Origin of the sequence: Rhodocyclus gracilis (genome assembly GCF_009617575.1) — a bacterium.
Taxonomy (GTDB): domain Bacteria; phylum Pseudomonadota; class Gammaproteobacteria; order Burkholderiales; family Rhodocyclaceae; genus Rhodocyclus; species Rhodocyclus gracilis.
Genome location: NZ_WIXJ01000005.1, coordinates 66651 through 85499 on the forward strand (window position 1 = coordinate 66651; position 18849 = coordinate 85499).

An 18849-nucleotide genomic window follows, 5' to 3' on the forward strand; every position below is an offset into this window, starting at 1 on the left:
TTTTAGGCGTTGTGACAGCCCGTCACTTCGCCTTCAGCGCGCGGCGCGTCGCCTCGTCTTCCGTCAGCCAGAACGCTGCCGACGCCGGCAAAGCCTGACGCCAGCAAGGAAACTTCCCGGAAAGCATAGCACATGGCAGACCTCATGAAGCCGTCGGCGCCCGCGCCGGAACCGCCCGTCAAGGCCGAGGCGATGGAAACGGCGAAGGCAGAAGCGTTGAACGTGGCGAAGGAAAATACGGGCGACGAGGCGTTCCGTCGCCAGTTGCGGCGCAGTCTGCTGGCGCAGCGCCGTACGCTGTCGGCCGACGACTGCGCGCACGCTTCGGCGCTGATCTGCGCGCATCTGCGCGAGCATTTTCCGCAGCTGGCCGTTTGCTGTGTCGGCTTTTGCTGGCCGATGAACCATGAGCCGGATGTGCGCGCCGCGCTGGCAGAGTGGGCAAAGTCGCCGGCGCCCGGATTCCTGGCCGCCTTGCCGGTCGTTGCCGAGGTGGCGAAACCCCTGCTCTTTCGCGCCTGGCAGCCGGGCGAGACGATGTTCGCGCGCGACTGCCACGGCATTCCCTATCCGGCGAGCGGCGCCCTCGTCCACCCCGACGCCCTGCTGATTCCCTGTGCGGCAGTCGATGCCGCCGGTTATCGCCTGGGCTATGGCGGTGGCTATTTTGACCGGACGCTGGCAGCGCGCTCGCCGCGTCCGCTGGCGATTGGTGTGGCGTACGCCTTTGCCTGTGTCGACAGCGTGCGACCGCAGCTGCACGATGAGCCGCTCGATGCGCTCGTCACCGAGGCCGGCGTGACGTACTTCGCGTCTTAGGCGGGGATGCTGCGCGGCGGGACGGCGTGCGCGCGGATGAAGTCCTGCAGCGCGTCGGCCGGCAGTGGCTGCGCAAACCAGAAGCCCTGTCCTTCGTCGCAGTGGAAGAGCTTGAGGCGATCCGCAAGTTCTTGCGTCTCGACGCCCTCGGCGATGGTTTTCAGCTTCAGGCTGTGCGCCATTTCGATGATGGCGCGGACGATGGCGGCGTCGTCCGGGTCGCTGACCAGATCGCGGACGAAGGATTGGTCGATCTTCAGCTTGTCGACGTCAAAGCGCTTCAGATAGGCGAGGCTGGAATAGCCGGTGCCGAAGTCGTCCACCGACAGCTTGATGCCGATGGCTTTGAGCCGCTGCAGCGTCTCCAGCGTCGCGTCGACGTCTTGCAGCAGCAGGGATTCGGTGAGTTCCAGTTCGAGCCATTGCGCGTCGAGATCGGCGAGGACGAGCGCTTCGATGACCGTTTCGACGAGATCGTGGCGACGGAACTGCGCCGCCGAGAGATTGACGGCGACGACGAAGGGCGGCAATCCGGCCCTCTGCCATTCACTCGCCTGCCGACAGGCTTCGCGCAGCACCCAGGCGCCGATCGGCACGATCAGGCCGCATTCCTCGGCGACGGGAATGAAGGCGGACGGCGGCGTCAGGTTGCCGGAGGCGTCGGCCCAGCGGATGAGAGCTTCGGCGCCGATGATGCGGCGCTCGGCGAGATCGATCTGCGGCTGGTAATGCAGGACGAATTCGCTGTTTTCCAACGCCCGGCGCAGCCGTGTTTCGAGATCGAGCCGTTCGATGGCCTGCACGTTCATCTGCTCGGCAAAGAAGCGGTAGGTATTCCGGCCGGATTGCTTGGCGTGGTACATCGCCGTGTCGGCCTTTTGCATGAGCGCGTCGAAATCCTTGGCGTCGTCGGGGTAAAAGGCGATGCCGATGGAGAAACAGGCCGACAGGGTGTGGCCGTCGACGAGCAGCGGTTCGTTCGACTGTTCGTGAATCTTGTCGGCAATGCGCGCGACGCACTCGGTGTCGCGCACGTCGTTGATGACGACGACGAATTCGTCGCCGCCCAGGCGGGCCAGCGTGTCCGACTCGCGTAAGCACTTGCGCAGGCGGGCGACGGTCGCCACCAGCAGCGCGTCGCCGACCGGGTGGCCGAGCGAGTCGTTGATGGTCTTGAAGCGGTCGAGGTCGAGGAACAAGAGCGCAAAGCGCGAATTCATGCGGCTCGCCAGCGCCCGCGCCTGATCGACGCGGTCGCGCAACAGCAGGCGGTTGGGCAGGCGCGTCAGTGGATCGTGGTGGGCGAGGAATTCGACGCGCTGGTGCGCTTCCTTGCTCTCGGTGATGTCGCTGAAAGTGGCAATCGCCGCCGGCCGGCTGGCGTTGCTGAGCGGCGCGGCGTTGAACAGCAGCCAGCGCAGGCGACCGTTCGGCGATTTCATGCCGACGGTGATGGCGCGTACTTCCCTCTGTTCGCGCAGGGCGACCAGGGCCGGGAATTCCTCGATGGCGAAAACGGCGCCATCTTCGCGCAGCATCTGCCAGTTGCCCTCGAAGAGGGCGCGGCCGAGCAGCGCGGCTTGCGGTTGGCCGAGGATGTCGGCGGCGGCCGCGTTGGCGAAGATGACCGAGCCGTCGGCCGAGAGGACCGTCAGCCCTTCTGCCATGGCGCCGACGACGCTGCGGAAGCGCGCCTCGCTGTCGTGCAGACGGTCGATCATCGCCTTCATTTCGCTGATGTCTTCCTTGATCGCGACGAAGTGGCTGATGCGCCCGGTGCTGTCGCAGATCGGCGCGATCTGCGCGCGCTCGTGGTAGATGCTGCCATCGCGGCGGCGGTTGATGAATTCGCCGCGCCAGCTCTGCCCGGCAAGGATCGTCTGCCACAACTCGCGATAGACGGTGGCCGGCGTCTCGCCAGATTTCAGCAGGCGCGGGTTCTGCCCGATGGCGTCGGCGCGGGCGTAGCCGGTGGTTTCGCAAAAACGGTCGTTGACGTACTCGATGCGCCCCTGCGGGTCGGTGATGACGATCGTTGCCGGATTCTGCTCGACGGCGAGCGACAGTTTGCGCGCCCAGGATTCCGCTGCACGCCGTTCGGTGACTTCGCGGAAGATGCCGATCACCGTCGGGCGCCGGGCCGAGCCGGTGCCGCCGATCAGCGGCGTCTCGTCGGGCGCTTCCGGCGTTTCCTCGTAGATCAGCATGCCGTCGAAGAAGCGCGGGCCATTGAGTGTCGGGAAGCCGAATTCGAGCGCGCGTTCCTGCTGCGAGGCGAAAACGCCGGCCAGCGCGCCTTGCCATAGCCCGGTGACGGCAGGATCAAGGCCAGGATAGTGCTCGAACGTGTGCCGCAGGCCGTGACCGAGCACGTCCTGGCGCAGCAGGCCGAAGCTCTGCTCGAAGGCGCCGTTGACGAGGCGTAGACGCCCGGCCTGATCGATGCGCAGAACGACGTCGGGCAGTTGCTCGACGAGCGCGGCGTAGGCGTGTTGCCGCTCCGCCAGCGCAGCGGTGCGCTCGGCGACCAGCGTTTCGGCGTAGGCGCGGCGGGTCAGCGCCTGGTGGAGGAGGAAGAGCACCAGCAGCGTGAACATGACACCGGCGATGAGCGGCGCGCGCGCCGTGGCGCGTGGCGTGGCGTCGAGCCAGGCTTGCGTCGGGCGGACGTGGATGTGCAGCGGCAGGCCGGCAAAATCGACGACGGAGGTGAAATCGAGATCGTTGTCGCCGGCCTCCGGCGCGGCACCCAGCAGGCGCGACAGCCAGTGTGCGAGACGGATCGGCGGCGCATCCGGAGGCTCGGCAAGCAGTTCAAGATCGAGACCGCGCGGGCGCATGCTGTCGTTGGCGGCGGCGAACAGCGTGGCCGTGTCGAGCGTCATCAGGATCAGTTCGCGCGGGGCCGAGGCGGGAGCGCCGCTGTGTTCGCTGGCCGGGGCGACGATCAACAGCGCAGCATCGGTCGCCGCTGCGCCCGGCAGGGTGACGTGCAGGGCGACGGCGGTGCCGGTCTTCAGCGCACGCGCCGTCGCGTTGCGCAGCGGGGGGGCTTCGGCGATGGCCGCGACGGCGTTCAAAGCGCTGGATTTGCTGCCGCTGGCTCGCGCACTCTCCGGCCCCGCGACCTCCTGGCGAACGATCAGACGTGCGCCGTCCTGCCGCGCGAGAACGACCGCCTGCGTGCCGGCGGGGAGTCCGGCGGCTTTGACGCAACGCGCAAAGCCTTGCGCGTCGCCACCGCCACAGAGTCGGCGCAGGACATCGAGTGTTTGCAAGGGGCTGCGCAGGCGCGTCGCGACGCTGCTGGCGCGTGCTTCGGCTTCAGCGATGAAATGCTGGCGCAGCAGTTCTTCGTCGCTCGCCAGTTGATGCTTGGCGACGAGTAGCGTGATCAGCACGGCAGCGAGACCGACCAGCAGGAGGATCGGCCAGACGCGTCGCTGGTGCGGAGAGATGACGGGGCGGCGCGGGGAAATCATGAGGTGTCGTGAGAACGCCGGTGATCCGGCAGGGGACGGGAACGACGTGCCGTAGGGGATATTCGTGGGGCGCGTTCCTCGTCCCGAGGGCGGCTAGTGTGCCGCTTCTTTCAGCGGATGACAAAACTTGGTTTGAAACCGAGCGTCTGGCGGATGCGCTCCGCGTTGCGCTCGGCGTCGGCGCGGCTGGCGTAAGGGCCGAGGTGGACGCGGTACATGCCGTTCGCGGCGACGACGCGCAGCGGTTCGCCGACCCAGTCGAGTTCACGCGTCAGGTGGGCGCGCAGGCTCTCGGCGTTGTCGGCGCTGCTGAAAGCGCCCAGTTGCAGGAAGACGCCGCGCAGTTCGACGCCAGCGTTGCCCGCGCCTGTGCTGGCGCTGTCGCCGAGGGCGAATTGGCGGGAAAGCGCTTCGATCTCATCCGGTTCGCTGCGCAGCGTCGGTGTACCGCTGCTGGCGGTGGCGCCGTCCGTGTGGCTGGCCGCGCTGCCCCCCAAGGCCAGCGACGGCCGCAGCGGCGGGAAGCCACCCTCGTCAGGAACGATGGCGTCGACTTCAACTTGCCCGCTGCCATCGTCGATGATGCCGAGCTTCCAGGCGGCGGCGTAGGAGAGGTCAATGACGCGACCGACGTGGAAGGGGCCGCGATCAATGACGCGGACGATCACGCTGCGGCCATTGCGCACGCTGGTGACGCGCACGTAAGAGGGGATCGCCAGCGTCGGGTGCGCGGCAGTCATCGAGAACATGTCGTAGGGTTCGCCGATCGAGGTGCGCTGACCGTGGAATTTGCGTCCGTACCAACTGGCAATACCGGTCTCGTGCAGCGGCTGGACGCGGGTGTTCGGCACGTAGCTGCGGCCGAGCGCAACGTAGGGTTTGTTGGCGAAGCGATGCAGCGGCTCGGCGCGTGGCGTGGCGTCGGGGATGTCGTCGAGGTTGTCGGGAATCTCGTCGGCCGGCCCGTCGTCCTTGTAATAGCCGCCGCCGCGCCGCGTCGGGACGAGTTTGCGCGGCGCCTTGGGGGTGGTCTTGACCGTCTCGCTGGTCGCGCTCGGACTGCGCTCGACGACGGGGGGCTGCGTGCCGCAGGCGGCGAGCAGCAGCGAGACGAGCGCTCCGAGACCGAGTCCCGTGCTTGGGGCGAGGCTGCGGCGGGCGGCGGTTCTGGCTGCGGCGTGACGGCAAGACACCTTCCTGCCCTCGCCTATTTCTTGACCAGCATGCGGTGCGTCTGGATGCTCATGAGGATGCCGAGACCCAGGCAGAGCATGACCACCGCCGTGCCGCCGTAGCTGATGAACGGCAGCGGCACGCCGACGACCGGCAGGATGCCGCTGACCATGCCCATGTTCACGAAGATGTAGGTGAAGAAGCTGAGCGTGACGGAGCCGGCCATCGCCCGTGAGAAGAGCGTCGACGCGTTGGCGGCGATGAGGATGCCGCGCCCGACGAGCAGCGTGTACAGCACCAGCAGCACGGTGTTGCCGAGCAGCCCCCACTCTTCCGAGAAGACGGCGAAGATGAAGTCGGTGTGCCGTTCGGGAATGAACTCGAGGTGCGTCTGCGTCCCGGCGAGCCAGCCCTTGCCGACGACACCGCCCGAACCGATGGCAATGGTCGACTGGATGATGTGATAGCCGGCGCCGAGCGGATCGGCCGAGGGATCGAACAGCGTGAGGATGCGCTTGCGCTGGTAGTCGTGCAGGTGCGACCAGAGGAAAGGCGCGGCGGCGCTGGCGGCGGCGATGATCGCACCGATCACTTTCCAGGGCAGCCCGGCGAAAAAGATGACGTAGAAACCGGCCGCGCCGACGAGGATGGCGGTGCCGAGGTCAGGCTGTTTGGCGATCAGCGCGAACGGCACCAGCATCAACAGCGCGGCGCCGGCGAAGTGGCGGGCCTTGAGCGAGGCTTCGTGCTTGTGCAGATACCAGGCCACCATCAGTGGCACGGCGATCTTCAGGATCTCGGATGGCTGGATGCGCGTGAAGCCGAGCGACAGCCAGCGCTGTGCGCCATTAACGCGCACTCCAAAGAGGAAGACGAGCACCAGCAGCACGACACCGATGACGTAGAGCGGCACGGCGAAGCGCATCAGCTTTTGCGGCGGCAGCTGCGCTACGCCCCACATCAGCGCCAGCCCGACCAGCATGTTGAGCAATTGCGACAGGACGCGGCTGTTGGCGTCGTAGGTGGCGCTGTGCACCGTCGCCAGCCCGATCAGCATCAGCGCGGCGACGATGAAGAAGAGCGGCAGATCGATGTGCTCGAGCAGGCGCGCGCGCAGGCGGAAGAAAACGGCGGGAAGACGTAGCGGATCGCTCATCGGCTATTCCTCTTCCGGCGTCGCGTCTTCGCTGGCCGGGCCTTTGGGCGCCTTGCCGAGCAGGTAGTAGTCGAGCACCAGCCGGGCAATCGGTGCGGCCGACTGGGCGCCGAAACCGCCGTTTTCGACAAGCACGGCGAGGGCGATCTTCGGCTTGTCGGCCGGCGCGAAGGCGATGTAGAGCGCGTGGTCGCGCAGATGCTCGCGGACGCGTCCGCCTTCGTATTTTTCGCCCTTCAGGCTGAAGACCTGCGCCGTCCCGGTCTTGCCGCCCGATTCGTAGGGCGCGCCGGCAAAGGCGCGGGCGCCCGTCCCTTCGCGTGCCACGCCGACCATCGCACGCTTGATGGTGTCGATGTTTTCCTGCTTCAGCGCGAGGGTACGCATCGGCTGCGGCTCGATGTAGGTCTTCTCGCCGGAGCGGCTGTCGGTGATGAAATTGACGAGGTGCGGGCGGTACATCACGCCGTTGTTGGCAAGCGCCGCCGTCGCCATGGCCAGCTGAACTGGCGTGTACGCGTTATAGCCCTGGCCGATGCCAATCGAGACGGTGTCGCCGGCAAACCATTTTTGCTGCTCCGGCCGCTTGAAGCGCCGCTTCTTCCACTCCGGCGACGGCAGCACGCCTTCCGATTCGCCTTCGATGTCGATGCCGGTGCGGCTGCCGAAACCGAGCTGGCTCATGAAACGGGCAATCGAGTCGATGCCCATGTCGTTGGCCAGCATGTAGTAATAGGTGTCGCAGGACTGGACGATCGAACGGTACATGTCGACGACGCCGTGCCCGCCCTTCTTGTCGTCGCGGAACTGGTGGCCGCCGAAGTTGAAGTAGCCCGGATCGACGATGGCCTGGCTGGCCGTGCGCTTGCCGGTTTCGAGCGCGGCCAGGGCGAGGAAGGGCTTGAAGGTCGAGCCGGGCGGGTAGGCGCCGTTCAACGCCCGGTTGACCATCGGCTTGTCGGGCGAGTTGTTGAGTTGATCCCAGTCGTCGGTGCGGATGCCGTCAACGAAAAGGTTGGGGTCGTAGGTCGGCATCGACACCAGCGCCAGCACACCGCCGGTCGCCGGGTCGATGGCGACGAGGGCGCCGCGACGGTCGCCAAAGGCCTTCTCGGCGATATCCTGCAGCTTGGTGTCGAGCGTCAGCGTCAGGTCGTTGCCCTGGATCGGCGAGGTGCGCGAGAGGCTGCGCACGGCGCGCCCGCCGGCGTCGACTTCGACCTGCTCGTAGCCAGTGGTGCCATGCAGGTAGAACTCGTATTTCTGCTCGATGCCGGTCTTGCCGATATGGTCGGCGCCCTTGTAGTTCGACTCCTGATCGCTGGCGGCGATGGTTTCGAGGTCGCGCGTGTTGATGCGGCCGATGTAGCCGAGCGCGTGCGATGCAATTGGCCCCAGCGGGTACTGGCGGAACAGCCGCGCCTGCACCTCGACGCCGGGGAAACGGTAGCGGTTGGCGGCGAAGCGTGCGACTTCCTCGTCGGAGAGACGCGTGCGGATCGGCAGGCTCTCGAAGGTCTTGCTCTCGTCGAGCAGCTTGCGGAAGCGTTTGCGGTCCTTCGGCTGGATGTCGATGATCTGGCCGAGCGCCTCGATGGTCGCTTCGAGGTCGGGCACCTTGGACGGCGTGATTTCGAGCGTGAAGGCCGAATAGTTGTGCGCCATGACGACGCCGTTGCGGTCGACGATGACGCCGCGATTCGGCGCGATTGGTGCCAGGGAGATGCGGTTATCTTCGGCGCGTGTCGTGTAGTAGTCGTGCTGAATGACCTGCAGATAGACGAAGCGCGTCAGCAGCGTGCCGAAGGCGAGCAGCACCAGCGCCATCGAAACGGCCAGCCGGAAACGGTAGCGGCTGTAGTCGCTGTCGCTCGAATTTTGCAGGGAACGGCGCAGGCGCATGGGGCTCCGCTCAGATCGGCCGGTTGGCGTCGCGCTCGACCGGCTGATACTGCGGCAGCAGCAGCGCGTAGGTCAGCGGCAGCCAGAGGATGGCGCCAATGAGCGGGCCGACGAAGTACGCGAAGCCGGGGAAGCTGGCGCCAGCGATCAGGCGCACGCCGATTTGCACGAACTGCACCAGCAGCAAAAGCGGCAAGACGTGCAGCTGCTGCTGGAGAAGCGGGAACCAGAGGATGCGTTTCGACAGCGACGACGAGACATGTGCGACCAGTACGTAGGCCAGCGCGTGCTGCCCGAGTAGGCTGGCGTCGGCGACGTCCATCGCCAGTCCGAGGACAAATCCCCAGCCCATGCCGACGCGCCGGCTTTCGCGCACGCTCCAGAAGACGAGCACCAGCGCCACCCAGTCAGGCATGCCCGGCCAGGCCGAGATCGGCAGGAAGTTGAGGAACAGCGCGCCGATCAGCGTCAGAACGACGAACCAGCCCTTGACCGGCAGGAGGATGCGTGAGGAGGAGAAAGTCGGTTGCATGGCGATCCTAGTCGCGACCCGCGCGTCGCTTTTTGAGGCGACTGCCGCGGTCAGTGCTACGGCTGTCGTCGTCGCTACGTTCGCTCAACTCGTCGGGCAGGGGCTTGGTCTTGCGTTCGTCGAGCAGCATGACTTCGCTGAAATTTTCGACGCCGGCGGTCGGCGCGCAGTGGATGCGCGCAAACGAATACGCGCTGTCGCGTTCGATGCGGGTAATGGTGGCCACCGGGAAGCCGGGCAGGAAGATGCCGTCGATTCCCGAGGTGACGAGCTGGTCGCCTTCCTGCACATCGGCGTTGGCGGGGATGAAGCGCAGCTCGAGGCGGCCGTCGCCGAGGCCGAAGACGACCGAGCGCAGTCCGTTACGCACGATCTGCACCGGCACCGCCTGATCCTTGTCGGTGATTAGCGTGACTTCCGAAACGAACGGGAAAACGCGTGTCACCTGCCCGACGATGCCGGCGTCGTCGATCACCGGCTGGCCGGCGACGACGTTGTCCTGCAAGCCCTTGTCGATGACGATGCGGCGCGAGAATGGGTCGCGTGCGGTGCGGATCACTTCGGCGACGTGGGCGTTGCCCGCTTGCCGTTCGCTGACGCCGAGAAGGCGGCGCAAACGCGCGTTCTCGGCTTCCATTTGCTGCGTACGCATGAGCTGCGGCGCCATTTCGAGGCGTTCGCGGCGCAGGCGGTCATTGTCGTCCTGCGCCGACGTTGCCGTACTGATGCGCTCCCCGGCGTCTGCCAGAAAGCGCGCCGGCGCCTGGGCGATCTGTTGCAACGGTTGCGTCACGGCGCCGATGCCCTGGCGCAGGATTTCCAGCGTACGGAAGCGCGCGTCCACAACCGCCAGCGCGATCGACAGCGCGAGGTAAAACGAGAGCAGCGCCAGCGGCGCCGGTCCTCGCTTGAAAAACGGTGGCGGTTGATGATCCATCGGCGCGTATTGGCAGCGTCAGTGAGCGCCGCGACAGGCGTCGTCGCCGGACTGGAGCGGCAGGCCAGCGGCTGCACGCAGGCGCGAACGAGACGGCGCGTGCCGCGCCGTCAAGGCGCAGAGGCCGACCGTTCGGAACGGCCCAACCCGGCGCTCCGGACGAACTGACCTCATGTGCGCCCTCACTCGGAGGCGAAGATGCTGCCGAGCTTGTCCATCTTCTCGAGCGCCAGCCCACAGCCGCGCGCGACGCAGGTGAGCGGGTCGTCGGCAACGATCACCGGCAGGCCGGTTTCTTCCATCAGCAGACGGTCGAGGTCGCGCAGCAGCGCGCCGCCGCCGGTGAGCACCATGCCCTTGTCGGCAATGTCGGCGCCGAGTTCGGGCGGCGTCTTTTCCAGCGCCGACTTGACGGCCGAGACGATCTGGTTGAGCGGCTCGGTCAGTGCTTCGAGGATTTCGTTCGACGAAATCGTGAACTTGCGCGGGATGCCCTCGGCCTTGTTGATGCCGGAGACTTCCATTTCGCGCACTTCGGCGCCGGGGAAGGCCGAGCCGATCATCTTCTTGATGTTCTCGGCGGTGTTTTCGCCGATCAGCATGCCGTAGTTGCGGCTGATGTAGTTGATGATCGCTTCGTCGAGCTTGTCGCCGCCGACGCGAACCGAGCCGGCATAGACCATGCCGCCGAGCGAGATGACGCCGACTTCCGTGGTGCCGCCGCCGATATCGACGACCATCGAGCCGGTCGCATCCGCCACTGGCAGGCCAGCGCCGATGGCAGCGGCCATCGGTTCTTCGATCAGGAACACCTGGCTTGCGCCGGCGCCGATGGCCGATTCGCGGATGGCGCGGCGTTCGACCTGCGTCGAGCCGGACGGCACGCAGATGATGATGCGCGGGCTCGGCGACAGCAGTTTCGAGTCGTGCACCTTCTTGATGAACTGCTTCAGCATCTGTTCGGTGACGGTGAAGTCGGCGATCACGCCGTCTTTCATTGGCCGGATCACGGTGATCGCGCCGGGTGCCTTGCCGAGCATTTCCTTGGCTTCCTTGCCGACCGCCTGAATGGTCTTCTTGGCGTTCGGGCCGCCTTCAAGGCGGATGGCGACGACGGAAGGTTCGTCGAGAACGATGCCTTTCGAACGCACGTAAATCAGCGTGTTGGCGGTGCCGAGGTCGATGGCCAGATCGTTGGAGAAGTAGCTGCGTAGAAAGCTGAACATGCGGGGGAATCCTGAGTGTCCGCCGGCAACTGCGGCGGGAAGGGACTTTATGATACCTTATAAGGCTAATCGTATTAAACCCTTGCTGCCGCCATTCCGGCGTTGGCGCGGTTGCGTTGGCGCTGCTTTTGCGGGTGCGGTCTGCTGCACCATCGTTTGACGGCGTCTGCCCGCACATTGGAATGGCCGCCCTTTCCGGTCAGCCTCTTTTTCGCTACTCAGCCATGTCGCTAACTCTTGAACAAGTGCGCCGCGTTGCCCAGCTGGCGCGGATCGATATCAGCGATGCCGAGGCGGATACCGCCCTTGGCGAACTGAACGGAATTTTCAGCCTCATTGAGGCCATGCAGGCGGCGGATACCGCCGGCGTTGCGCCGATGGCGCATGCGCTCGATATCGCGCAGCGTCTGCGCGACGACCGTGTCAGCGAGTCCGATCAGCGCGCCGCCTTCCAGGCGGTTGCCCCGGAAACGGCCGACGGGCTCTATCTGGTACCGAAGGTGATCGAATGATTGAACGCAGTCTCAAGTCGCTTGCGCAAGGCCTTGCCAAAGGCGAGTTTTCCAGCGTCGAACTGACGCAGGCCTACCTTGAGCGCATCGCCCGCCATAACCCCGAAATCAACGCTTTCATCACTGTCGACCCTGACAAGAGTCTGGCGCAGGCAAAAGCCGCCGACCTGCGGCGTGCGCGCGGCGAGGCCGGCCCCCTGCTCGGCATCCCGCTGGCGCAGAAGGACATTTTCTGTGCGCAGGGCTGGCGCACCACCTGCGGCTCGCGCATGCTGGAGAACTTCGTCAGCCCCTACGACGCGACGGTGATCGAGCGCTTCGACGCCGCCGGTGCGGTCAATCTCGGCAAGACCAATATGGACGAGTTCGCCATGGGCTCGTCGAACGAAACCTCGTACTTCGGCGCGGTGAAGAACCCCTGGGACCCGGCGCGAGTTCCCGGCGGCTCGTCGGGCGGCTCCGCCGCCGCGGTGGCGGCGCGACTGGCGCCGGCGGCGACCGGCACTGACACCGGCGGCTCGATCCGTCAGCCGGCGGCGCTGTGCGGCCTCACCGGACTGAAACCGACCTACGGTGTCGTTTCGCGCTGGGGCATGATCGCCTTCGCCTCGTCGCTCGACCAAGCCGGGCCGATGGCGCGCTCGGCCGAAGACTGTGCGCTGCTGCTCAACGCCATGGCCGGTTTCGACACGCGTGATTCGACCAGCGTCGAGCGCCCGGCCGAGGACTACACGCGCCTGCTCGCCGCTGACGCGCCGGCGAAGCCGCTGGCCGGCCTGAAGATCGGTCTGCCGCGCGAATTCTTCGGCGAAGCCGAACGCGCCGGCTGCGACGCGGCGGTGATGGCGCGCGTCGATGAAGCGATCGCCGCCTATCGCGCGCTCGGCGCCGAGACGGTCGAGGTCAGCCTGCCGGCGATGCAGCTGTCGGTGCCCGCCTACTACGTGATCGCGCCGGCCGAGGCCAGCTCGAACCTGTCGCGCTTCGACGGCGTGCGCTACGGCCATCGCGCGCCGGAGTACAGCGACCTCGACGACATGTACTCCAAGACGCGCGCGCAGGGTTTCGGCGCTGAAGTGAAGCGGCGCATCCTGATCGGCACCTACGTGCTCTCGCACGGCTACTATGACGCCTACTACCGGCAGGCGCAGCGCATCCGCCGCCTGATCGCCGACGACTTCGCGCGCGCTTTCAAGGAATGCGACGTGATCATGGGGCCGACCAGCCCCGGCACCGCGTTCCGCATCGGCGAAAAGGCGGCCGATCCGGTGCAGATGTACCTCTCCGACATCTACACCATCGCTGTCAATCTGGCCGGCCTGCCGGGCATGTCGGTTCCCTGCGGTCTGGCCAATGGCCTGCCGACTGGCTTGCAGCTGATCGGCAACTACTTCGGCGAGGCGCGTCTGCTCGATGTCGCGCACCGCTACCAGCGGGCGACGGATTGGCACCTGCAGCGGCCGACCGCATTGGCCGACTAGGCGGCGCGCCGGTCGATTTTCGTTCTCGGTGTGCGCCGGAAGCGGATGGCGGCAAAGGGCGCGAGCAATGCGACGGATGTTTGCAGACTGTGGATATGCATCGGGCGATCAGCGCCGGGAGACTCCGGCCTCGGTCGCCGTTATTGACGGGAAGGCGAAATAGCCATGAAGCACGGCGAAGTGAGCAGCGGCTGGGAAGTCGTCATCGGGATCGAGACGCACGCCCAGCTGGCGACCCAATCGAAAATCTTTTCCGGTGCCGCCACCGCCTTTGGCGCGGCGCCCAACGTGCAGGCCTGCGCCGTTGATCTGGCCTTGCCGGGCGTTTTGCCGGTCCTGAATCGTGGCGCCGTCGAGTGCGCCATCCGCTTTGGTCTGGCGGTGGGGGCGGAGGTCGCCGAGCGATCGGTCTTCGCGCGCAAAAACTACTTCTACCCCGATTTGCCGAAGGGCTACCAGATCAGCCAGTTCGAGGCGCCAGTGGTCATCGGTGGGCAGTTGGCGATCCAGGTCGGCGATAGCGAGAAGATCATCCGCCTGACGCGTGCGCACCTCGAAGAAGACGCCGGCAAGAGCCTGCATGAGGACTTCCAGGGCCAATCGGGGATCGACCTCAATCGTGCCGGCACGCCGTTGCTGGAGATCGTGTCCGAGCCGGATCTGCGCTCGTCGGCGGAAGCCGTCGCCTACGCGCGCGCCCTGCATGCGCTGGTGCGCTGGATCGGCATCTGCGACGGCAACATGCAGGAAGGCTCCTTCCGCTGCGACGCCAACGTCTCGGTGCGCCGTCCCGGCGGCCCGCTCGGCACGCGGCGCGAGATCAAGAACCTCAACTCCTTCCGCTTCATGCAGCAGGCGATCGACTACGAAGTGCGCTGGCAGATCGAGACGCTCGAAGACGGCGGCCGCATCCAGCAGGCGACGGTGCTGTTCGATCCCGATTCGGGCGAGACGCGCTCCATGCGCTCGAAGGAAGATGCCCACGACTATCGTTACTTCCCCGATCCCGACTTGCTGCCGCTGGTCATCGCCCGTGACTGGGTCGAGCGGACGCGCGCGCAGCTGCCGGAACTGCCGGTCGCCAAGCGCGCCCGCTTTGTTGCCGAGTTCGGCCTTTCCGACTACGACGCCACGGCGCTGACGGCCAGTCTGGAGATTGCCAACTATTACGAAGCTGCCGTACAGGCGGCTGGCGTCGCCTCCGCCAAGCCGTGCGCCAACTGGGTGATGGTCGATCTCGCGGCGCGCGTGAACCGCGAAGGCATCGACTTTGGCGATGCCCCGGTGTCGGCGGCGCAGCTTGGACGCCTGCTGGCGCGCGTCGCCGACAACACCATCTCCAACAACATCGCCAAGAAGATTTTTGATGCGATCTGGGCGGGCGAAGGCGGCACCGGCGAGGACGCGGCCGACCGCATCATCGCGGCGCAGGGCTTGAAGCAGATCACCGACACCGGCGCCATCGAGGCCTTGATCGACGAAGTCCTCGCCAACAATGCGGCGATGGTCGCCGAGTTTCGCGCCGGCAAGGAGAAGGCCTTCAACGCGCTGGTCGGCCAGGCGATGAAAGCCACCAAGGGCAAGGCCAATCCGCAGCAGGTCAATCAATTGCTGCGCAGCAAGCTCGGCTAGTTTTGTGGAGAGATTGACGGCGCCGGATGCCTCCGGCGCCGTGTGCTGCCGACAAGTCGCCGACTAGCGGGCGATGCCGTAGTCGCGGCGGTAACGATCCACCGCGCTCTGGTGCGCCGCGAGATCGGCGCGGTCGCCCAGATACGTCAGCAGGTCATTGAGCGTGGCGACGGCCATGACCGGGATGCCGTAATCCCGTTCGACTTCCTGCACGGCCGACAGCTCACCCTGCCCCCGCTCCATGCGGTCGAGGGCAATGACGACGCCGCAGGGGGTGGCGCCGGCGGCGCGGATGATCTCCACCGATTCGCGCACCGAGGTGCCGGCAGAAATCACGTCGTCGATGATCAGCACGCGCCCGGCGAGCTTGGCGCCAACGATGGTGCCGCCTTCGCCGTGGTCCTTCGCTTCCTTGCGGTTGTACGACAGCGGCCGGTTACAGCCCTGGCGCGCCAGCGCGACGGCGGTCGTCGCGGCAAGCGGAATGCCTTTGTAGGCCGGGCCGAAGAGCCCGTCGAAGGCAAGCCCGCTGGCGAGGATCGTGCTCGCGTAGAATTGCGCCAGCCGGTCGAGCGATTCGCCGTCGTTGAACAAGCCTGCGTTGAAGAAGTACGGCGAACGACGTCCCGCCTTGGTAATGAATTCGCCGAACAGCAAGGCGTTGCGGCCGACGGCGAATTCGATGAATTCCTGACGAAAGTCCATAAAAGCACACACCAAAAGGGCCGCGGCGCGGCACGGGAGCCGTATGTTACGCATCATCAACCTCAACCTCAACGGCGTTCGCTCGGCGTGCCGCAAGGGGCTTTTGCCCTGGCTGGCGGCACAGCAGGCCGACGTCGTCTGCGTGCAGGAACTCAAGGCGCAGGCGGCCGATCTCGACGCTGAACTGGCAGCGCCCGCCGGGTTGCACGCCGTCAACGCACATGCCAGCAAAAAAGGTTACAGCGGCGTCGGCGTCTGGAGCCGGCGCGCGCCTGACGCCGTCGTCGAAGGCATCGGCGACGCCGGATTCGACGCCGAAGGGCGATATCTACGCGCCGACTTCGGTAATCTTTCGGTGGTGTCGCTTTACCTGCCATCGGGCTCCAGTTCGCCGGAGCGGCAGGAGGCGAAATTCCGCTTCATGGAGCGCTTCATGCCCGTGCTCGACGCGCTGGCCGCCAGCGGGCGGGACGTCGTTGTCTGCGGCGACTGGAACATCGCGCAGCGCGAGCTTGATCTGAAGAACTGGAAATCCAACCAGAAAAACTCCGGCTTCCTGCCCGAAGAGCGAGCCTGGGTTGCCGGTGTGCTCGCCGATGGGCGCTGGCGCGACAGCTATCGCGTCCTGTATCCGGATGAAGGGGAAGGCTGTTATACGTGGTGGTCGAATCGTGGTCAGGCCTGGGCGAAGAACGTCGGTTGGCGGCTCGATTACCAGTTGGCAACGGCGTCGCTGGCTGCTTGCGCGCAGACCGCGCAGGTCTATCGCGCGCAGCGTTTTTCCGATCACGCACCGCTCACCATCGACTATGCGTATGCTTTTTGATTGCTGCGCCGCCGCGCCGCGTTGATCTGCGACAGTAAAATCGATACTCTGAGCAGTGAAAGGCTTGCAGAGCCTGCGTTATCCGCCGGCAACGACGGAACAAGGCAGGCGCCAGCGCCATTTCTCCCGATAGATTCCGCACCCCATCCCCTTCTTTTCCATGAGGTTTGCCATGTCTGAGACCACCGGCCTGTCTTCCGTGAATAAAGATAAACTCGTTTCCGACCTGCGCGTTGTCGTGTCGGACGCTGATGAAATCCTGCGCGCCTCCGCCAGTCTGGCGGGCGAAAAGGTCAGCGAACTGCGTGAGCGCATTCAGGATCGTCTGCGTGACGCCAAGCTGCGTCTGGCCGACGCCGAAGCAGTACTGGTCGACGGCACGAAGGCAGCGGCTCGCGCTACCGACGACTACGTGCACGAAAACCCCTGGAAGGCTGTGGGCATCGCCGGCGGCGTTGGCCTGCTCCTCGGCATCATCATTGGTCGCCGTTGAACCTCTTCGGTAAAGGCGTGAGCGACGCGCCCGCCAGCGCCGGATCGGGCCTGCTCGGTTCGGCGCATCGTCTCGCTTCGACGGCATTGGCGAGTGTTCGCACGCGCCTTGAACTCCTTGGCAACGAGCTCGAAGAAGAGAAGCTGCGCTTGATCCGCGTTGCCCTGCTCGGGCAAGCGCTGATGTTGTGCGCCGGGATTGCCGTGGTGCTCGGCTTTGCCGCACTGGCGACGCTGTACTGGGAACAACGACTGCTGGTGTTGACGGCCGGTGCGCTGCTTTTCCTCGTATTGGCAGGGCTCTTTTATGCGGCGGTGCAGCGCGCGCTGCTGCGGCCGCAGCCGATGTTTGCGAGCAGCCTGAATGAGCTGGAGGAAGATATCCGCCAGCTTAAGGCCGCCATGCGTGACGCGCCGCCGGCCGAATGAGTGACCTGATCGATATCGGCGTGCGCCGGGGCCGGTTGCTGGAGCGCATTGCCCGGCAGCGCGCCGATCTGGGCGCGCAACTGGCACCCGTTCGCGATGGTTTGCGAACGACGGATCGTGCGCTGACGTGGGTGCGCCTGATCGCTGACGGTGTGCGTCGTCACCCGGCGGTCGTGGCGGCGGCGGTCGCCGTGTTTGTCGTACTCAAGCCTGTGCGCCTCTGGCGCTGGGGGCGTCGTGCGTTGTTCGCCTGGCGGGCGTGGCGGGCCTTGCGCAGCCGTCTGGATTCCCTGGTTGCCGGTGTGCGGTGAACGCACGCGGGCGGAGTAGCGTGTTCAGCCGCCTCTGGGCGGGGCAGCGACGGCAGGCGCGGGAGGTCGTCACCGGCATCGTCCAGATGCGCGGCTTGCTCCCCTTGTTGATGAAAAACCGCAACGGCGAGGCGTGGACGGCCGCCGAACGCGCGGAGCTGCTTTCGCAGCTGCGCGTCCTGTCGCGTTTGTCGCCTTACCTGCTCTTGCTGCTGCTGCCGGGTTCTGCCCTGTTGCTGCCGGTCTACGCCTGGTGGCTCGACCGGCGACGGCAACCGCGCGCCTTCCCGCCGCCGCCGGGATCAGAGTCCTGAAGCGAGCTCGGTACCGCGCGCCGCATGTGCGGGCAGGTGCAGGCGTTCCCACAACTCGTTGACCAGCCCCGCCTGATTCAGCGTGTAGAAGTGCAAGCCGGGCGCGCCGCCCGCCAGCAGGCGTTCGCAGAGCTGGCTGACGACATCAAGGCCGAAGGCACGGATCGACGCGGCGTCGTCGCCGTAGCTTTCCAGCTTCTTGCGCACCCAGCGCGGGATTTCCGCACCGCAGGTATCGGAAAAGCGCGCCAGCTTCGAATAGCTCGAAATCGGCATGATTCCCGGCACCACCGGAATCGTGACGCCGAGCGCGGCGCAATCGTCGATGAAGCGAAAGTAGGCGTCGCTGTTATAGAAATACTGCGTAATCGCCGAATCGGCACCGGCGTCGACCTTGCTGCGGAAGGCAGCGAGATCGGCCTGCGGGCTGGCCGCTTGCGGGTGGAATTCCGGATAGGCGGCGACTTCGATGTGGAACCAGTCGCCGGTTTCGGCGCGGATGAAGCGCACGAGATCGCTGGCGTAGCGGAAGGCGCCCGGCTCGGCCATGCCCGACGGCAGATCGCCGCGCAGGGCGACGATGTGGCGAATGCCTTGCCCGCGGTAGAGCGTCAGCATCTCGCGGATGTTTTCTTCGGTCGAGCCGACACACGACAGGTGCGGTGCGGCTTCCTGTCCATCGGTCTGGATTTCGAGCACGGTGTCGAGCGTGCGGTCGCGTGTCGAGCCGCCGGCACCGAAGGTGACGGAAAAGAATTTCGGCCCCAGTTCGGCAAGCTGGCGGCGTACCGCGCGCAGCTTCTCCGTGCCTTCCGGCGTTTGCGGCGGGAAGAGCTCGAGACTGAAGCAGCGACTGGCGTTGCGGAGATCGGCGGTCATCGCGTGTCGATTCCTGTTGGGTCGGTCGACGTCGCGGACGG

18 protein-coding genes are annotated in these 18849 nt (G+C 66.0%); 9 read left to right on the forward strand and 9 right to left on the reverse strand.

Annotated elements, in window-relative coordinates:
- Positions 1–132: 132 nt before the first annotated feature.
- Complete coding sequence (locus GHK24_RS08580; protein ID WP_228384622.1) at positions 133–819, forward strand: 5-formyltetrahydrofolate cyclo-ligase; 687 nt, start codon at positions 133–135, stop codon at positions 817–819.
- Here the strand turns inward: GHK24_RS08580 and GHK24_RS08585 are convergent.
- The 7 genes from GHK24_RS08585 to GHK24_RS08615 all read right to left on the reverse strand — a co-directional run bounded on the left by GHK24_RS08585 (position 816) and on the right by GHK24_RS08615 (position 11227).
- Positions 816–4301: an EAL domain-containing protein gene (locus GHK24_RS08585; protein WP_153472097.1), complete on the reverse strand. Its 3486-nt coding sequence runs from the start codon at positions 4299–4301 to the stop codon at positions 816–818. The two genes, GHK24_RS08580 and GHK24_RS08585, sit on opposite strands and share 4 nt — an antisense overlap.
- A gap of 110 nt (positions 4302–4411) precedes the next feature.
- Positions 4412–5494, reverse strand: a complete 1083-nt coding sequence (locus tag GHK24_RS08590; protein ID WP_340642755.1) for a septal ring lytic transglycosylase RlpA family protein — start codon at positions 5492–5494, stop codon at positions 4412–4414.
- Between the two features lie 14 nt (positions 5495–5508).
- Positions 5509–6630 carry a rod shape-determining protein RodA gene (rodA, locus tag GHK24_RS08595; protein ID WP_153472100.1) on the reverse strand — a complete coding sequence of 374 codons (1122 nt, stop codon included), beginning with the start codon at positions 6628–6630 and terminating at the stop codon, positions 5509–5511.
- Between the two features lie 3 nt (positions 6631–6633).
- Positions 6634–8532: a penicillin-binding protein 2 gene (gene mrdA / locus GHK24_RS08600; protein ID WP_153472103.1), complete on the reverse strand. Its 1899-nt coding sequence runs from the start codon at positions 8530–8532 to the stop codon at positions 6634–6636.
- Between the two features lie 10 nt (positions 8533–8542).
- Positions 8543–9064 carry a rod shape-determining protein MreD gene (mreD, locus tag GHK24_RS08605; protein ID WP_153472106.1) on the reverse strand — a complete coding sequence of 174 codons (522 nt, stop codon included), beginning with the start codon at positions 9062–9064 and terminating at the stop codon, positions 8543–8545.
- 7 nt (positions 9065–9071) lie between these two features.
- Positions 9072–10001: a rod shape-determining protein MreC gene (mreC, locus tag GHK24_RS08610; protein WP_153472109.1), complete on the reverse strand. Its 930-nt coding sequence runs from the start codon at positions 9999–10001 to the stop codon at positions 9072–9074.
- A gap of 182 nt (positions 10002–10183) precedes the next feature.
- Positions 10184–11227 (reverse strand): rod shape-determining protein, encoded by a 1044-nt coding sequence (locus tag GHK24_RS08615; protein ID WP_153472112.1) that lies wholly within the window; start codon positions 11225–11227, stop codon positions 10184–10186.
- Between the two features lie 224 nt (positions 11228–11451).
- On the opposite strand from GHK24_RS08615, the gene gatC reads away from it, so the two are divergent.
- From gatC to gatB, 3 genes are all read left to right on the forward strand, one after another.
- Positions 11452–11739 carry an Asp-tRNA(Asn)/Glu-tRNA(Gln) amidotransferase subunit GatC gene (gene gatC / locus GHK24_RS08620; protein ID WP_153472116.1) on the forward strand — a complete coding sequence of 96 codons (288 nt, stop codon included), beginning with the start codon at positions 11452–11454 and terminating at the stop codon, positions 11737–11739.
- A complete protein-coding gene (gatA, locus tag GHK24_RS08625) occupies positions 11736–13220 on the forward strand; it encodes an Asp-tRNA(Asn)/Glu-tRNA(Gln) amidotransferase subunit GatA (RefSeq protein WP_153472118.1) in 1485 nt (494 codons plus the stop codon). Before gatC ends, gatA begins: the two co-directional genes overlap by 4 nt.
- Positions 13221–13385: 165 nt before the next feature.
- The gene (gene gatB, locus GHK24_RS08630; RefSeq protein ID WP_153472121.1) at positions 13386–14852 is read left to right on the forward strand and encodes an Asp-tRNA(Asn)/Glu-tRNA(Gln) amidotransferase subunit GatB; all 1467 of its coding nucleotides are present in this window, start codon (positions 13386–13388) and stop codon (positions 14850–14852) included.
- Positions 14853–14915: 63 nt separating this feature from the next.
- Here gatB and pyrE read toward each other — a convergent pair whose 3' ends face one another.
- The gene (gene pyrE / locus GHK24_RS08635) at positions 14916–15557 is read right to left on the reverse strand and encodes an orotate phosphoribosyltransferase (protein ID WP_153472122.1); all 642 of its coding nucleotides are present in this window, start codon (positions 15555–15557) and stop codon (positions 14916–14918) included.
- A gap of 43 nt (positions 15558–15600) precedes the next feature.
- Here pyrE and GHK24_RS08640 point away from each other — a divergent pair, with 43 nt between their 5' ends.
- The 5 genes from GHK24_RS08640 to GHK24_RS08660 all read left to right on the forward strand — a co-directional run bounded on the left by GHK24_RS08640 (position 15601) and on the right by GHK24_RS08660 (position 17929).
- Entirely contained in the window at positions 15601–16383 is a 783-nt protein-coding gene (locus GHK24_RS08640; RefSeq protein WP_153472124.1) for an exodeoxyribonuclease III, read from the forward strand.
- Between the two features lie 172 nt (positions 16384–16555).
- Positions 16556–16876: an ElaB/YgaM/YqjD family protein gene (locus GHK24_RS08645; protein ID WP_153472126.1), complete on the forward strand. Its 321-nt coding sequence runs from the start codon at positions 16556–16558 to the stop codon at positions 16874–16876.
- A gap of 17 nt (positions 16877–16893) precedes the next feature.
- A complete protein-coding gene (locus tag GHK24_RS08650) occupies positions 16894–17304 on the forward strand; it encodes a phage holin family protein (RefSeq protein ID WP_194286400.1) in 411 nt (136 codons plus the stop codon).
- On the forward strand, positions 17301–17615 hold the full coding sequence (locus GHK24_RS08655) for a YqjK family protein (RefSeq protein WP_153472130.1): 315 nt from the start codon (positions 17301–17303) through the stop codon (positions 17613–17615). Before GHK24_RS08650 ends, GHK24_RS08655 begins: the two co-directional genes overlap by 4 nt.
- 20 nt (positions 17616–17635) lie before the next feature.
- Entirely contained in the window at positions 17636–17929 is a 294-nt protein-coding gene (locus tag GHK24_RS08660; protein ID WP_194286401.1) for a hypothetical protein, read from the forward strand.
- Here the strand turns inward: GHK24_RS08660 and metF are convergent.
- Positions 17918–18808 carry a methylenetetrahydrofolate reductase [NAD(P)H] gene (metF, locus tag GHK24_RS08665; protein ID WP_153472133.1) on the reverse strand — a complete coding sequence of 297 codons (891 nt, stop codon included), beginning with the start codon at positions 18806–18808 and terminating at the stop codon, positions 17918–17920. The two genes, GHK24_RS08660 and metF, sit on opposite strands and share 12 nt — an antisense overlap.
- Positions 18809–18849: the final 41 nt, after the last annotated feature.

What these genes read in the sequence shown, in the direction of transcription:
- GHK24_RS08640 (WP_153472124.1), top strand. Translation starts at nt 15,601, where the DNA reads ATGTTACGCATCATCAACCTCAACCTCAACGGCGTTCGCTCGGCGTGC.
- mreD (WP_153472106.1), bottom strand. Translation starts at nt 9,064, where the DNA reads ATGCAACCGACTTTCTCCTCCTCACGCATCCTCCTGCCGGTCAAGGGC.
- gatC (WP_153472116.1), top strand. Translation starts at nt 11,452, where the DNA reads ATGTCGCTAACTCTTGAACAAGTGCGCCGCGTTGCCCAGCTGGCGCGG.
- gatA (WP_153472118.1), top strand. Translation starts at nt 11,736, where the DNA reads ATGATTGAACGCAGTCTCAAGTCGCTTGCGCAAGGCCTTGCCAAAGGC.
- GHK24_RS08585 (WP_153472097.1), bottom strand. Translation starts at nt 4,301, where the DNA reads ATGATTTCCCCGCGCCGCCCCGTCATCTCTCCGCACCAGCGACGCGTC.
- GHK24_RS08580 (WP_228384622.1), top strand. Translation starts at nt 133, where the DNA reads ATGGCAGACCTCATGAAGCCGTCGGCGCCCGCGCCGGAACCGCCCGTC.
- mrdA (WP_153472103.1), bottom strand. Translation starts at nt 8,532, where the DNA reads ATGCGCCTGCGCCGTTCCCTGCAAAATTCGAGCGACAGCGACTACAGC.
- mreC (WP_153472109.1), bottom strand. Translation starts at nt 10,001, where the DNA reads ATGGATCATCAACCGCCACCGTTTTTCAAGCGAGGACCGGCGCCGCTG.
- GHK24_RS08615 (WP_153472112.1), bottom strand. Translation starts at nt 11,227, where the DNA reads ATGTTCAGCTTTCTACGCAGCTACTTCTCCAACGATCTGGCCATCGAC.
- rodA (WP_153472100.1), bottom strand. Translation starts at nt 6,630, where the DNA reads ATGAGCGATCCGCTACGTCTTCCCGCCGTTTTCTTCCGCCTGCGCGCG.
- GHK24_RS08655 (WP_153472130.1), top strand. Translation starts at nt 17,301, where the DNA reads ATGAGTGACCTGATCGATATCGGCGTGCGCCGGGGCCGGTTGCTGGAG.
- gatB (WP_153472121.1), top strand. Translation starts at nt 13,386, where the DNA reads ATGAAGCACGGCGAAGTGAGCAGCGGCTGGGAAGTCGTCATCGGGATC.
- pyrE (WP_153472122.1), bottom strand. Translation starts at nt 15,557, where the DNA reads ATGGACTTTCGTCAGGAATTCATCGAATTCGCCGTCGGCCGCAACGCC.
- GHK24_RS08645 (WP_153472126.1), top strand. Translation starts at nt 16,556, where the DNA reads ATGTCTGAGACCACCGGCCTGTCTTCCGTGAATAAAGATAAACTCGTT.
- metF (WP_153472133.1), bottom strand. Translation starts at nt 18,808, where the DNA reads ATGACCGCCGATCTCCGCAACGCCAGTCGCTGCTTCAGTCTCGAGCTC.